Below are 14,139 nucleotides of genomic sequence, written 5' to 3' on the forward strand. Positions count from 1 at the left end.
GAAGGATCACCCATGACCGAACTCCTCCTCATCCGGCACGGCCTCCCCCTGGCGGGTGTGTTCGACCCGGGGCTGTCACCGGAGGGCACCGCTCAGGCCGAGCGCCTCGCCGCCTGGCTCGTGCACGAGGACATCGACGCCCTGTACTGCAGCCCGTTCCGGCGTGCCCGCGAGACCGTGGCACCTCTGGAACGCCGCACCGGCATGACCGCCGCCGTCCTCGACGACCTGCGCGAGTGGGACACCGACGTGTCCCAGCCCTACACGCCACCGGAGCAGATCGGCGCGGACGATCCCCGGGCGGCGGCGCTCACCGAGGGGCGCTACGAGGACTTCGTGCCCGATCTGGACTGGGACGCCTTTCGCGCCCGTGCCGGGCGGGCCATGGACACCATCCTCGACGCCCATCCCGGAGGGCGGGTCGCGGTCGTGTGCCACGGCGGCATCACCAACACCTATCTGGCGACGGTGCTCGGCCTGCCCACGATGTTCTGGTTCCACCCCGACTACACCTCCGTCAGCCGGGTGCGGCGCATGCCCGGCGGCCGGATCGTTCTGCACTCGGTGAACGAGACGGCCCACATGATCGCCGAACGTGCCGTCGACGCTGTCGCCTGACCCCGTCCCAGACCCCAGGAGGTCCCGGCCATGCCCGGATCCGTCATCGTCGCCGGAGCCAGGACGCCCATCGGCAGACTGATGGGCAGCCTGAGCACCCTCTCCGCGGTCGACCTCGGCGCCCACGCCATCGGCGCGGCGCTGGCCGCCGTCCGTCTGGACCCGGCGGTGGTGGAAGCCGTCGTCATGGGTCATGTCGTGCAGGCCGGGGCCGGCCCCAACTCGGCACGGCAGGCCGCGATCCGCGCCGGCATTCCCTTCTCCGTCCCCGGGAGCACCGTCAACAAGCTCTGTCTGTCCGGTCTGCACGCCATTGCCCTGGCCGACCTCATGATCACCTCCGGCCGCCACGAGGTGGTCGTCGCCGGCGGCATGGAGTCCATGTCGGACGCTCCGCACCTGCTGCGCGGAGCTCGCACCGGCTGGAAGTTCGGACCGGCCGCGGCGGAGGACGCCCTCGACCGCGACGCCCTCGTCTGCGCCTTCGACGGCGTCTCCATGGGTGCGGCCACCGAGCGCCACCAGCGGCCGTTCGCCCTGACCCGCGAGGAACAGGACGAGTACGGCGCGCTGTCCCATCAACGGGCCGCGCACGCCCAGGAGTCGGGTGTGTTGTCCGAGGAGATCACCGCCGTCACCGTTGCGGGACGCCGGGGCGAGACGGTGGTGGACACCGACGAGGGCGTACGGCCGGGAAGCACCGCCGAAAGCCTGGGGCGCCTGAAGCCGGCCTTCTCCGGCGCCGGCACCATCACCGCGGGCAACTCCTCACAACTCTCCGACGGCGCCGCGGCCGTCGTCGTGATGAGCGCGCGGCGCGCCCGGCGCGAGGGCCTGACGCCGCTCGCCGAGATCGGCGCCTACGGCACGGTCGCGGGCCCCGACCCCTCGCTGCTCGTCCAGCCGGCCGGCGCGGTCCGCGACGCCCTGTCCCGCGACGGCCGGCTCAAGGCGGCCGACCTGGACCTCTTCGAGATCAACGAGGCGTTCGCCGGAGTGGCCTTGGCTTCCGTACGGGAGCTGGACATCCCTCTCGACAAGGTGAACGTCAACGGCGGAGCGATCGCGCTCGGACACCCGGTCGGCATGACCGGAGCCCGGCTGGTGCTGACTCTCGCGGCGGAACTGCGGCGGCGCGGCGGCGGCAGCGGAGCGGCGGCCCTGTGCGGGGGCGGCGGCCAGGGCGACGCGCTGTTGCTGCATGTGCCTGCGCAGGCCTGACCCCGGGAGCCGAACCATCATGAGCGACCAACTGACCCCCGTCGACACGACCCTTGTCGTGGCGACCCGTACCCTCGCCGCCGACGGCGTCGTCTCCCTCACCCTGCGCCGCCCCGACGGCGGGATGCTCCCCGCCTGGACACCGGGCGCCCACATCGACGTACTCCTGAACGGCGACGACGGCGAGGACGGCGGCCTGGTCCGTCAGTACTCCCTGTGCGGAGACCCGGCCGAATGCGGCACCTGGCAGATCGCCGTGCTGCGCGAGCCGCGGAGCCGCGGCGGCTCCGCGTACGTCCACGACCGCCTGCTCGAGGGCGCCGCCGTGCGGGTCCGCGGACCGCGGAACAACTTCCCGCTGCGGCCCGCCGCCCGCCATCTGTTCATCGCCGGCGGCATCGGTATCACGCCCGTCCTTCCCATGGTCGAGGCGGCCGAGGCCGCGGGAGCCGACTGGCGTCTGCTGTACGGCGGCCGCACCCGTACCTCCATGGCGTTCCTGGACCGCCTCGCTCCGCACGGGGACCGGGTACTCGTCCGGCCGCAGGACGAGTACGGCCTGCTGGACCTCGCGGCCCACCTCCGTGTACCCGAGGAGGGCACCCTGGTGCACGCCTGCGGTCCCGAACCCCTGCTGCAGGCGGTGCGGGAACACTGCGTCGGCTGGCCTCCCGGCACGCTGGGCGTCGAACGGTTCGCCCCGGCAGGGACGGCCACGACCGGCCCCGCCGAGGCCTTCGAACTGGAACTCGCCCGATCCGGGCTCACCCTCACCGTGCCGCCGGACCGCTCGGTCCTCGAAACCGTGGAGAAGGCCGGTGTCGCGGTCGACTTCTCCTGCCGGGAGGGCACGTGCGGCACTTGTGAGACCGACGTACTCGACGGCACGCCCGATCACCGCGACTCACTGCTGACCGAGGACGAGCGGGCCGCCGGCGAGACCATGCTCATCTGCGTCTCCCGCTCGCGCGGGAGACGCCTCGTCCTCGACCTGTGACGGCGATCACCCCCAGCAATTTACTAGGACGTCCTAGTATCTCTTCCGTCCGCGGTACCCGACCTGTCCGGGAAGGCCCCCATGAGTGATCTGCACCGACCCGTGCATCCTGTCCGCCTGGTCACGGCTTCGGCTCTGTTCGACGGGCATGACGCGTCGATCAACATCATGCGGCGCATCCTCCAGTCCCAGGGCGCCGAGGTGGTCCACCTCGGACACAACCGGTCGGTGCGGGAGGTCGTGGACGCCGCGCTGGAGGAGGACGCCCACGGTGTCGCCGTCTCGTCGTACCAGGGCGGGCACGTCGAGTACTTCGAGTACCTGGTCCAGGCGCTGCGCGCGGCGGGAGCCGGCCACATCCGTGTGGTGGGCGGAGGAGGCGGCGTCATCGTGCCCGAGGAGATCGCCCGGCTGCGCGACAGCGGGGTGACCATCTTCTCCCCCGAGCACGGGCAGCGGATGGGGCTGGCCGGGATGGTCAACTCGGTCGTGAAGGACTGCGACTTCGACCTCTGGGACGGCAAACCGGCCGACGCGGCCGCCGTACTGGCCGGCGACCGGTTCGCGATCGCCCGCGCCATCACCGGCGCGGAAGGGGGCAAGCTGCCCCCGGACCTCCTGGAGCAACTGCGTGCCGCCGCCGCGTCACGGGTCATGCCGGTGCTCGGCATCACCGGCACCGGCGGCTCCGGCAAGTCGTCACTGACCGATGAACTGGTGCGCCGCTTCCGCACCGACCAGCAGGACAAGCTGCGGATCGCCGTGATCGCGGTCGACCCGACCCGCCGCCGTGGCGGCGGGGCTCTGCTCGGTGACCGGATCCGGATGAACTCCCTGGACGGGAACCGGGTCTTCTTCCGCAGCCTGGCCACCCGCGGCAGTCGCGAGCTGCCCGAGCACCTGTCCGACGTGATCGACGTGGTCAAGGCCGCCGGGTTCGACCTGGTGATCGTGGAGACGCCGGGCATCGGCCAGGGGGACGCGGCGATCGTGCCGTTCGTCGACACCTCCCTGTACGTGATGACACCGGAGTTCGGCGCCGCGTCGCAGTTGGAGAAGATCGACATGCTCGACTTCGCCGACGTCGTGGCGATCAACAAGTTCGAGCGGCGCGGCGCGCAGGACGCGCTGCGCGACGTGGGCCGCCAACTGGTCCGCAACCGCGAGGCGTTCGGCATGAGGCCCGAGGACATGCCGGTGTACGGCACGTCGGCGGCCACGTTCAACGACGACGGTGTCACCGCGCTCTACCAGCACCTGAGGACGGGTCTGGCGGAGAAGGGACTGCCGCTGTCCGAGGGCGCGCTCGCGCCGGTCGGGGTACGCCACTCCTCCGGCATCCGGCAGGTGGTCCCCGCAGCCCGGGTGCGCTACCTCGCCGAGATCACCGACACGATCCGCACGTACCACGCCGAGACCGCGCGACTGGCCGAGGCGGCCAGGCGGGTGCAGCGCCTGGAAGCGGTCAGGGACGAGCTCGTCGAGGAGGGCTCCGACGCGGCGAGCGTGCGGTCGCTCCTCGATGAGGCCCGCAAGCAGATCCCCCACCAGGTCACGGAGCAGATCGGGAACTGGCCCGCCGTCATCGCCGCTTACTCGGGAGACGAGCAGGTGGTGAAGGTCCGGGACCAGGAGATCCGCACCAAGCTGACCCGCGAGTCCCTGTCCGGCAACAAGGTCCCTCGTGTCGCCCTGCCCCGCTTCACCGACCACGGGGAGCTGGTGCGGTTCTGGCGCGGGGAGAACCTGCCCGGCTCCTTCCCTTTCACCGCCGGGGTGTTCCCCTTCAAGCGCGACGGTGAGGATCCGGCACGGATGTTCGCCGGCGAGGGAGATCCGTTCCGCACCAACCGGCGCTTCAAGCTGCTCTCCGAGGGCCAGCCGGCCACCCGCCTGTCCACCGCCTTCGACTCGGTCACGCTCTACGGCCGTGACCCGGACGAACGCCCCGACATCCACGGCAAGGTCGGCACGTCCGGAGTGTCGGTGGCCACCCTGGAGGACATGAAGGCCCTCTACGACGGCTTCGACCTGATCGCGCCCTCGACCTCGGTCTCCATGACCATCAACGGACCCGCGCCGGCCGTTCTGGCGTTCTTCCTCAACACGGTCATCGACCAGCAGACGGAAAGGTTCCGAGCCGCGGAGGGCCGTGAACCGTCGCCCGACGAGACGGCCGAGCTGCGGGCCCACGCGCTCGCCAGCGTGCGCGGCACCGTGCAGGCCGACATCCTCAAGGAGGACCAGGGCCAGAACACCTGCCTGTTCTCCACCGAGTTCTCCCTGCGGATGATGGCCGACATCCAGGAATGGTTCATCGCCCACAAGGTCCGCAACTTCTACTCCGTGTCCATCTCCGGCTACCACATCGCCGAAGCCGGCGCGAACCCCATCAGCCAGCTCGCCTTCACCCTCGCCAACGGCTTCACCTACGTCGAGGCCTACCTCGCCCGGGGCATGCATATAGACGACTTCGCCCCGAACCTGTCGTTCTTCTTCTCCAACGGCATGGACCCCGAGTACTCCGTCCTCGGCCGGGTCGCCCGCCGCATCTGGGCCGTCGCGATGAAGGAGAGGTACGGGGCGGGCGAACGCAGTCAGAAGCTGAAGTACCACGTCCAGACCTCCGGACGCTCCCTGCACGCCCAGGAGATGGACTTCAACGACATCCGCACCACCCTCCAGGCCCTCACGGCCGTCTACGACAACGCCAACTCGCTGCACACCAACGCCTACGACGAGGCCGTCACCACCCCGTCCGAGGAGTCGGTGCGGCGGGCGCTGGCGATCCAGCTCGTCATCAACCGCGAGTGGGGCCTGGCGATGAACGAGAACCCCCTCCAGGGATCGTTCGTCATCGACGAACTCACGGACCTCGTGGAGGAGGCCGTCCTCCAGGAGTTCGAGCGGATCAGCGAGCGCGGTGGTGTACTGGGCGCGATGGAGACCGGCTACCAGCGTGGCCGCATCCAGGACGAGTCGATGCTGTACGAACAGCGCAAGCACGACGGCACACTGCCCATCATCGGCGTCAACACCTTCCTCCGCCCCGGCGGCGACACCCGACCGCCGGAGCTGGAACTCGCCCGGGCCACCGAGGAGGAGAAGCAGTCCCAGCTGGAACGCCTGCGGGACTTCCACACTCGCCACCGCGACCAGGCCCAGGTCGCCCTGGCCGCGCTCAGGGATGCGGCAACGAGCGGCCGCAACGTCTTCGCCGTCCTCATGGACGCCACCCGGGTCTGCTCGCTCCAGCAGATCACCGAGGCCTTCTTCGAGGTGGGCGGCGAGTACCGCCGCAACGTCTGACCCAGCCCCGGAAACCACCCCGCGGCGACTCACACGAGATAGGACCTTTGATGGATCCCGTTACCCGCCTGGGCGTTGTCGGTTGCGGCCTCATGGGCTCCGGCATCGCCGAAGTCGCCGCCCGCAGCGGCATCGACGTCCGGGTCGCCGAGGCCACGCCGGACGCGCTCGAGGCAGGCCGCCGCCGGCTCACCGCCTCACTCGACCGAGGCGTACGGCGTGCCAAGCTCAGCGAGGAGCAGCGGGACCAGGCCCTCGCCAGGCTGTCCTTCACCCACGACCTCAGCGACATGGCCGACCGCCAGTTCGTCATCGAGGCCGTCGCCGAGAACCGCGACATCAAGACCGATGTCCTGCGCATCCTGGACAAGGCGGTCGAGGACCCCGCGGCAGTCCTGGCCACCAACACCTCATCGATCCCCGTCGTCGATCTCGCCGTCGTCACCGAGCGGCCCGCGCAGGTCATCGGCATGCACTTCTTCAACCCCGTGCCCGTGCAGCAGCTGGTCGAGCTCATTCCCGCCCTCCTCACCAGCGCGGACACCGTGCAGCGCACCCGGGACTTCGCCGAGCAGTTGGGCAAACAGGCCATCCAGGCGCCCGACCGCTCCGGCTTCGTCGTCAACGCCCTCCTCGTGCCCTATCTGCTCAGCGCGGTACGGATGGTGGAGTCGGGCGCCGCGCAGCCGGAGGACATCGACCGGGGCATGGAACTCGGATGCGCCCACCCCATGGGGCCGTTGCGGCTGCTCGACCTCATCGGCCTCGACACCGCCCAGGCCGTGGCCGAGTCGATGTACGAGGAGTTCAAGGAGCCGCTGTACGCACCGCCCGCCCTCCTGCGCCGCATGGTCGCCGCAGGACACCTCGGCCGCAAGAGCGGCCGCGGCTTCCACACCTACGACGGCTGAACAGGCTTCCGTGGCTATCCGTGATGCCCACTGGACCGGGACCGGTAGTGCTGCAGCTTGCGGGTGAAGCGGTGCATGTGGGGGTCAAGCAGCTCGTCCGACTCCTCGAGCACCTGCTCGTCGGTCAGCCACCGGATCGCGTTGAACTCGCCTTGGTCACAGGAGGTGATGGTGTGGGCGTCGGCGCTGAGGAGGTACCAGAGCGAGACATCGGTGTGCGGGCGGTGCCCCCGAGTTTGGGTGACGGTGAGGAAGAGGGGATGCTCGCCGGTGATCGGCGATGCCACGGCCTGGATGCCCAGCTCCTCACGGCATTCGCGGACCACCGCGGTCCACGGGTCCTCACCCGGCTCGACATGTCCTCCGGTCGGCAGCCACAGACCCGCCTTGCGGTGCGCGACGAGCAGTAGCTGCCCGCGCGTCTCGTCGAGGACGACGAAGTAGCTCACCAAGTGCATCGCCGGAACATCCGGCTCGCGCATCCGGTAGACCGGGGCTCCGCCGGCGATCCACTGGGTGGCGGTCTCCAGATGGGCGTGCTCCACGTCGTCCCACGGTTCGATGGCGCCGACCAGCTCCAGAAGGCGGGCACGCGGCTGATCGTCAAGGGTGGTGAGGTGGTCGGCTGAGGTCATCTGTGCATCCTGGCAGGAGCCACTGACAACCCGCATGCGTGCGGGCCGTAAGGGCTGTCCCGTGAATGATCTCCGAATGCCTACGCCAAAACACGTTGGCGGACCACGGCGACCGTTGCTAGCCTCCCGGAGGCCGTGCGAGAGAACGAGGAGGTGGTACCCGTGGACGCAGTATCGACATGGGTGCTCCCCTCCGGGGTCACGGTCGGGCGATAGGTCGTCCGGGAGCGCCGTTCAAGAGCCCTCCCGAAAGGCACGACCATGCGATTCACTTCTGAGAAGCGCCTCGACGACGGCGTCCTCGAGCGCGAATTCACCCTCGGCGAGATCCCCGGCACCCTGTGGACGCCCGGATCCGCACCGGCCCCGCTGGTCCTGATGGCCCACAACAACGGCCTGCCCAAGGCGGAACCCCGGCTGGTGGCCCGGGCCCGGTACACCGCGGCGCGCGGCTACGCGGTGGCCACCATCGACGCCGCCGGGTGCGGTGACCGTCCCCGTTCCGCCGCCGACGAGCAGGCCCGTGCCGACCTCCGCCGGGCGATGCGGGCCGGCGAGCCGGTCGACGAGCTCTTCGAGTCCTTCATCGGCCCGCTGGTCGAGAACGCGGTCCCGGAATGGCAGACCACTCTGGACGCCCTCCTCGAACTGCCCGGGATCGGCGGCCCGGTCGGGTACTCCGGAGGGTGGACCGCCCTCGGCATTCGGCTGGCGGCGGTCGAGCCGCGCATCACGGCCGCAGGCTTCTTCGCCGGGGGGTACGTGCCCCGCGCCCAGCGCGAGGAGGCCCGGGAGATCACCATTCCGCTGCTGTTCCTGCTGCAGTGGGACGACGAAGGGAACCCCCGGCAACGGGCCCTGGACCTGTTCGACGCCTTCGGCAGCAAGGAGAAGACGCTGCACGCCAATCTCGGAGGGCACACCGGCACCCCGTGGTTCGAGCTGGAGGACGGGTGCCGGTTCCTGGACCGCCACCTGAAGTGAGGCCGGGCCGTCCGGCGGGCAGCAGACGGTAGGCGGAGTCGGCCCTGGTGCCGTCATCGAGGACAGGTCCGGCCCTCCTCGATGGCGGTGGCCGGCAGCCGCACAACCGCCCGATCGCGGCGAACCGAGCGAGCCGCTCGTCGCGAACTGACGTGCGGCGAAGGGCGGTCGGAGGAGGTACGGCACAAACGTACCCCCGGAAGGGTCTATCGTGTCCGCATGTCCGTCCCCGAACTGATCCGCATCGTCTCCCGCGACTCCCCCATGGCGCTCGCCCAGGTGGAACGAGTCCGGACGGAGCTGGCCGCCGCCCATCCCGGAGTGCGCACCGAGGTCGTACCGGTGAAGACCACCGGCGACAAGTGGATGGGCGACCTGTCCGAGGTCGAGGGCAAGGGCGCGTTCACCAAGGAGGTCGACGCGGCACTGCTGGCCGGTGAGGCCGATCTGGCCGTGCACTGCATGAAGGACGTGCCCGCCGACCGGCCGCTCCCCGCGGGGACGGTGTTCGCCGCGTTCCTCAAGCGGGACGACGTCCGGGACGCCCTGATCCACCCGGGCGGGCTCACCCTCGACGAACTGCCGGCCGGGACGCGGATCGGCACCTCCTCGGTGCGCCGGGTCGCCCAACTGGCGGCCACGCACCCGCACCTGGAGTGCGTGCCGTTCCGGGGCAACGCCAACCGTCGCCTGGCGAAGCTGGAAGCCGGAGAGGCCGACGCCCTGCTGCTCGCGGTCTCCGGCCTGGAGCGCATCGGCCGGCAGGACGTGATCAGCGAGATCCTCTCCACCGAGACGATGATGCCGCCCATCGGCGCGGGCGTGCTGGCGCTCCAGTGCCGTGAGGACGACGCCGACCTGATCGACGCGGTCAGCGGCCTCGGCGACCCGGACACGCACCGGGAGACCACCGCCGAGCGCATGTTCCTGCACGTGCTCCAGGGGCACTGCAACAGCCCGATCGCCGGGTTCGCGCGGGTGGACCGCGGTGGTGAACTGTCCCTGCGGGCCTGCGTGTTCACCCCGGACGGCAAGACCCGTCTGAACGCCCACGAGTGGGCGGGCCGGCTCGACCCGGCCACGCTCGGCACCTCGGTCGCCGTGGCCCTGCTGCGCCAGGGTGCCCGCGAGATCATCGACGGCATCCCGCACTGACCGGCCGGACGCCCTGACGCCGGATCAGGCGGTGCCTTCCCCCGCCTGATCCTGGAGGAAGACGCTCACCTGGTGGGCCAGGCTGTCGCGCAGCGCGCCCGGTTGCGCCCCGGCGGGCCCCTCGTGGGCGCCGATGCCGCCCGACCACAGCCGGCGGTCGGCCCACTCCTCCTCGACGCGCAGCTGGACCTGGACGTCCACGAGACTCAGGGACGTCTCGGCGCCGGCCGCGTACAGCACGGCGGTGGCCCGGCGCAGCGGATAGACGTCGAAGCCCTCGATGAACTGCGAGTTGCGCCAGTCGAGGAAGGCACTCTCCCCGTCCGGGCCGATCCGCACGTCGATCTGACCGTCCTCGAGGTGGATGCCGAGGTGCCGGCTGCCGCGGTTCTCGACGGTCACGCGGAGGCTGAAGTACGTCAGTCCGTCGGCGGCGTCGTCACGGCCGCGCGGCGGCTCGGCCAGTTCCAGACGGTGGACGCGGACGCGCAGACCGGCATGCTCGTCGTACTCCTGCCAGTCCCCGACCACGTTCGGCTCGTACACGCTGCACCTCTCGACCTCTGGAAGCTGCTTCCTATCTGTGGTCTCAGCGCACTGTCAAATGAGCAGAATGCGCTGTGGCCTGGCAGTTCATCCCTTTTGATCGGTGATCAAGCCGTGCCCAGCGGTTATCCGGGAACCAGCGGAGAAAGCGCTTGCCCCGGCGTGCCGCACATCACTTTCCCGAGTGAAGATCAACGGGCCAGACGGCCCAGCAGGGCCGAGGCGGCAGTGACGCCGAGCGCGGCGGCCACGAGCAGCACCGCGAAGTCGGAGGCCAGGTGGTGGGGCGTGCCGAGGAGGAGCCCGCGCAGGGCGTCGACCTCGTAGCTGAGCGGGTTGGCCTTGCTGACCGCCTGGAGCCAGCCCGGCATCACGGACACCGGGTACAGGGCGTTGGAGCCGAAGAACAGCGGCATGGTGATCGCCTGCCCGAAGCCCATGAGGCGGTCGCGGCTGAGGACGATGCCGGCGATGGTCATCGACAGGCAGGAGAAGAAGGCCGAGCCGAGGACGACGATCGCGGCGACGGCGAGCAGTTCGAGCGGGTTCCAGGTCAGTGCCACGCCGAGCAGGGCGGCGATGAGGAGGACCACGACCGCCTGGACGAGCGATTTGACGCCCGCCGCGAAGGCCTTGCCGGTGATCAGCGCGGAGCGCGGGGTCGGCGTGACGAGGAGCTTGTTGAGGATGCCGGCGTCGCGCTCCCAGATGATCTGGATGCCGTAGAAGATGGCGATGAACATCGCGGACTGGGCGATGATGCCGGGCGCCAGATAGTCGACGTAGGGGATGCCGCCGGTGGGGATGGCCCTGATGCGGGTGAAGGTCTGGCCGAAGATCAGCAGCCAGAGGGCCGGCTGGACCGCCCGGGTGTAGAGCTCGGTGCGGTCGTGACGCAGCTTCTGGAGTTCGACCGCGCACATCGCGCCCACGCGGGCGGGCAGCAGCCGCCAGCCGGCGCGGGGCTGCGGGGGCTTGAGCAGCAGGCCTATGGCGCGTTCGGTGACGGGGTCAGCCGACGCGGCGGGCGGTGCGGCGGGTGCTTCGGACATCGCGGAAATCTCCTGCCTCGTCGTCGAGACCGCTGCCTGCCACGTCGCGGAAGACGTCCTCCAGCGTGGGCAGCGTGTCCGCGGCCGCGCCCGCGGCGCGGCGGCGGGCGCCGAGTCCTTCCCTGAGCTCGGCCGGGGTGCCGAGGGCCCGGATCCGGCCGCGGTGCATCAGGGCGACCCGGTCGCAGTACTGGTCGGCTTCGTCCATGTAGTGGGTGGTCAGGAGCACGGTCATGCCGGTGGCCGCGCGGACCGCTTCGATGTGGTCCCAGACGCCGGTGCGCGCGATCGGGTCGAGGCCGATCGTGGGCTCGTCGAGGATCAGCAGCCGCGGGGCGCTGACCAGGGCCTGGGCGAGTTCGAGCCGACGGACCATGCCGCCGGAGTAGGTGGCGGCGAGCCGGTCGGCGGCGTCGCCGAGGTCGACCGCGGCCAGGGCCTGGGCGACGCGCTCGGCGCGTTCCCGGCGGGGCACGTCGAAGACCCGGGCGAACAGGGTGACGTTCTCCCGCCCGGTGAGACCGGCGTCCGCGGACAGCTGCTGCGGTACGTATCCGAGCAGGCGGCGTACGGCCATGCGGTCGCCGGCGGCGTCGTGACCGAAGACGCGGACCGTGCCGGCCGGCACCGGCAGCAGGGTGGTGAGGCAGCGGATGGCCGTGGTCTTGCCGGCGCCGTTGGGGCCGAGCAGTCCGAAGACCTCGCCCTGCCGGACCATGAGATCGAGTCCGTCCACGGCCCGGGTCTCGCCGAAGGCGTACACGAGCCCGGTGCACGCGACGGCGTCGGACTGTGGTCGGTCGGTGTCGCGCGTCATGACTCCTCGGCCTCCTCGTGCAGGGTGTCGGCCAGCTTGCGCAGGGCCGGGATCGCCGCGTGCAGCGCCTGGCGGTCCGCCTCGTCGAGCCGCGACACATGGCGTCCTACGAGGTCGGCGCGGCGGCGGCGCCACTCGCGCAGCCGTGTCCCGGCGGCGGGCGTGGGCAGCAGCCGGGCGGCCCGCCGGTCGGCCGGGTCGGTCTCGCGTACCAGATAGCCCGCCCGTACCAGCTGGTTGACCAGGGTCGACACCGAGTTGGCCGCCAGCCCGAGGTCCCTGGCCGCGTCGGAGATGCCGATGCCGGGTCGCGTCACGACCAGGCGCAGCAGCTCCACCTCGGCGCCGCGCAGCCGGGGCTCGGGCATCCCGCGGCGCAGACGGCGCCGGATCAGCCGCTGGACACCGACGAGCGCGTCGGCCAGCGCTTCGGGGAAGGTCTCCGGCTCCATGTCCGGAACATTAGCTCTGTAACAGAGGTAATCGGTCCAAGGCCGGGTCAAGAGCTGCACTCGAAACGGCAGCGCCGCCAGAAACGGCCGATGCTCACGAATGGGCGTATTGTCGGAATTGTTTCGTGGTCTCCCCGCCCGGGAATGGGCGATGAAGTGCTTCGGACCGGAGGCACGTCCGTGGGAGCCGCCCGGGCCCCCGGTGCCCTCCGTGTGGTCCGAGCCGTGCTTCCCGCGGTGTCTGTCCTTTCGGCACCTGCTCAGGGAGGTGCGCACCATGCGTATCGCCGGCAGCACCAGAACGCACCCCCACGACGACGCCCCCGACACCGCCGCGGCGTTCGAACGTCTCGCGCGGCTGCCCGAGGGGCCCGAGCGCAAGGCCCTGCGCGACGAGCTGGTCGAGGCCTGGCTGCCCATGGCCGAGCGGATCGCCGTCCGCTTCCGGGGCCGGGGCGAGGCCCTGGAGGACCTCTACCAGGTGGCGGCCCTCGGTCTCGTCAAAGCCGTCGACCACTACGACCCGGTGCGCGGCAACGCCTTCGAGGCCTACGCCGTGCCGACGGTCACCGGCGAGATCAAGCGCCACTTCCGCGACCACATGTGGACGCTGCACGTCCCCCGCCGGGTCCAGGACCTGCGCAACCGGGTGCGGCACGCCTCCAAGGAGCTGTCGCAGACCACCTCCGGCCGCTCCCCCACGGTGGCCGAGATCGCCGAGTACGCCCACCTCACCGAGGGCGAGGTGCGCACCGGCATGGAGGCCCTGGAGTGCTTCTCCGCCCTGTCGCTGGAGGCGGAGATGCCCGGCACGGACGGCTACGCCCTCGGGGACGCGATCGGCGGGCCGGACCCGGCCTTCGACACGGTCGTCAACCGCGTGGCCGTCAAGCCCTGTCTGGAGGCGCTGCCGGAGCGCGAGCGGATCATCCTCTACCTGAGGTTCTTCAAGGGCATGACGCAGAGCCGCATCGCGGAGCAGCTCGGCATCTCACAGATGCACGTCTCCCGGCTGCTCAGCAGCTGCTTCGCCCATCTGCGCGAGGAGCTGCTCACCGAGGCCAGGTGACCGCTTCGCCCCACGTCGGCGCCGCCGGGCGGATCACTGCTCCGGCGGCGCTTCGGGGATCTGGGTCGGTCCGGCGCGGTCGAGGGCGTCCTCCAGCTCGGCCCGTATCTCCCGGGGCATCACACCGGTGCGTCCCCAGACGAGGATGAGTTCCGCGACGTGGCGCAGCTTGATGTTGGTGTGCTGGGAGACCTCCTTCAGCACGGCCCAGCCCTGGTCGGGCGAGATCCGGCCGAGCACGACGACCATCCCGATCGCCTGGTCCACGACCGCGTGGGAGACGACCGCCTCCTTCAGCTGCCGGACTTCCTCCTGCAACTCGAAGATCCGCTCCGAGCCCCCGTCCGTGGGCATGGTCACCTCCGGGTCCGGT

Annotated in this window: 14 protein-coding genes; 8 read left to right on the forward strand and 6 right to left on the reverse strand. The window is 70.8% G+C overall.

Going from position 1 to position 14,139, the window contains the following annotated elements; genetic code table 11:
* Nucleotides 1-12 precede the first annotated feature (12 nt).
* The 5 genes from SCNRRL3882_RS01925 (at nucleotide 13) to SCNRRL3882_RS01945 (ending at nucleotide 7,056) form a co-directional block, all read left to right on the forward strand.
* Nucleotides 13-618 carry a histidine phosphatase family protein gene (locus SCNRRL3882_RS01925; RefSeq protein ID WP_010033342.1) on the forward strand — a complete coding sequence of 202 codons (606 nt, stop codon included), beginning with the start codon at nucleotides 13-15 and terminating at the stop codon, nucleotides 616-618.
* 30 nt (nucleotides 619-648) lie between these two features.
* Entirely contained in the window at nucleotides 649-1,839 is a 1,191-nt protein-coding gene (locus SCNRRL3882_RS01930) for an acetyl-CoA C-acyltransferase (RefSeq protein ID WP_010033340.1), read from the forward strand.
* Nucleotides 1,840-1,858: 19 nt separating this feature from the next.
* Nucleotides 1,859-2,836, forward strand: a complete 978-nt coding sequence (locus tag SCNRRL3882_RS01935) for a PDR/VanB family oxidoreductase (protein ID WP_010033337.1) — start codon at nucleotides 1,859-1,861, stop codon at nucleotides 2,834-2,836.
* 81 nt (nucleotides 2,837-2,917) lie between these two features.
* Nucleotides 2,918-6,145: a fused isobutyryl-CoA mutase/GTPase IcmF gene (icmF, locus tag SCNRRL3882_RS01940; protein ID WP_010033334.1), complete on the forward strand. Its 3,228-nt coding sequence runs from the start codon at nucleotides 2,918-2,920 to the stop codon at nucleotides 6,143-6,145.
* Between the two features lie 50 nt (nucleotides 6,146-6,195).
* Nucleotides 6,196-7,056 (forward strand): 3-hydroxybutyryl-CoA dehydrogenase, encoded by an 861-nt coding sequence (locus SCNRRL3882_RS01945; protein ID WP_029180723.1) that lies wholly within the window; start codon nucleotides 6,196-6,198, stop codon nucleotides 7,054-7,056.
* 14 nt (nucleotides 7,057-7,070) lie between these two features.
* Here the strand turns inward: SCNRRL3882_RS01945 and SCNRRL3882_RS01950 are convergent, their stop codons facing one another.
* A complete protein-coding gene (locus SCNRRL3882_RS01950; protein ID WP_010033330.1) occupies nucleotides 7,071-7,691 on the reverse strand; it encodes an NUDIX hydrolase in 621 nt (206 codons plus the stop codon).
* Nucleotides 7,692-7,952: 261 nt separating this feature from the next.
* On the opposite strand from SCNRRL3882_RS01950, the gene SCNRRL3882_RS01955 reads away from it, so the two are divergent.
* Both SCNRRL3882_RS01955 and hemC read left to right on the forward strand, forming a co-directional pair.
* Nucleotides 7,953-8,675, forward strand: a complete 723-nt coding sequence (locus tag SCNRRL3882_RS01955) for a dienelactone hydrolase family protein (RefSeq protein ID WP_010033328.1) — start codon at nucleotides 7,953-7,955, stop codon at nucleotides 8,673-8,675.
* Between the two features lie 219 nt (nucleotides 8,676-8,894).
* The gene (gene hemC / locus SCNRRL3882_RS01960) at nucleotides 8,895-9,830 is read left to right on the forward strand and encodes a hydroxymethylbilane synthase (RefSeq protein WP_010033326.1); all 936 of its coding nucleotides are present in this window, start codon (nucleotides 8,895-8,897) and stop codon (nucleotides 9,828-9,830) included.
* A gap of 24 nt (nucleotides 9,831-9,854) precedes the next feature.
* Here the strand turns inward: hemC and SCNRRL3882_RS01965 are convergent, their stop codons facing one another.
* From SCNRRL3882_RS01965 to SCNRRL3882_RS01980, 4 genes are all read right to left on the reverse strand, one after another.
* Nucleotides 9,855-10,376, reverse strand: a complete 522-nt coding sequence (locus SCNRRL3882_RS01965) for a hypothetical protein (RefSeq protein WP_010033323.1) — start codon at nucleotides 10,374-10,376, stop codon at nucleotides 9,855-9,857.
* Between the two features lie 191 nt (nucleotides 10,377-10,567).
* Nucleotides 10,568-11,428, reverse strand: a complete 861-nt coding sequence (locus SCNRRL3882_RS01970; protein WP_010033320.1) for an ABC transporter permease — start codon at nucleotides 11,426-11,428, stop codon at nucleotides 10,568-10,570.
* A complete protein-coding gene (locus SCNRRL3882_RS01975) occupies nucleotides 11,388-12,245 on the reverse strand; it encodes an ATP-binding cassette domain-containing protein (protein WP_010033318.1) in 858 nt (285 codons plus the stop codon). The genes SCNRRL3882_RS01970 and SCNRRL3882_RS01975 overlap by 41 nt, the downstream gene beginning before the upstream one ends.
* Nucleotides 12,242-12,697 (reverse strand): MarR family winged helix-turn-helix transcriptional regulator, encoded by a 456-nt coding sequence (locus SCNRRL3882_RS01980; protein ID WP_010033316.1) that lies wholly within the window; start codon nucleotides 12,695-12,697, stop codon nucleotides 12,242-12,244. Before SCNRRL3882_RS01980 ends, SCNRRL3882_RS01975 begins: the two co-directional genes overlap by 4 nt.
* Nucleotides 12,698-12,974: 277 nt before the next feature.
* Here SCNRRL3882_RS01980 and SCNRRL3882_RS01985 point away from each other — a divergent pair, with 277 nt between their 5' ends.
* Nucleotides 12,975-13,766, forward strand: coding sequence for an RNA polymerase sigma factor SigF (locus tag SCNRRL3882_RS01985; RefSeq protein WP_010033313.1), 792 nt, complete (start codon nucleotides 12,975-12,977; stop codon nucleotides 13,764-13,766).
* 33 nt (nucleotides 13,767-13,799) lie between these two features.
* Here SCNRRL3882_RS01985 and SCNRRL3882_RS01990 read toward each other — a convergent pair whose 3' ends face one another.
* Nucleotides 13,800-14,120 carry an ANTAR domain-containing protein gene (locus SCNRRL3882_RS01990; protein WP_010033311.1) on the reverse strand — a complete coding sequence of 107 codons (321 nt, stop codon included), beginning with the start codon at nucleotides 14,118-14,120 and terminating at the stop codon, nucleotides 13,800-13,802.
* Between the last annotated feature and the right edge of the window lie 19 nt (nucleotides 14,121-14,139).

Origin of the sequence: Streptomyces chartreusis NRRL 3882 (genome assembly GCF_900236475.1) — a bacterium.
GTDB classification, from domain to species: domain Bacteria; phylum Actinomycetota; class Actinomycetes; order Streptomycetales; family Streptomycetaceae; genus Streptomyces; species Streptomyces chartreusis_D.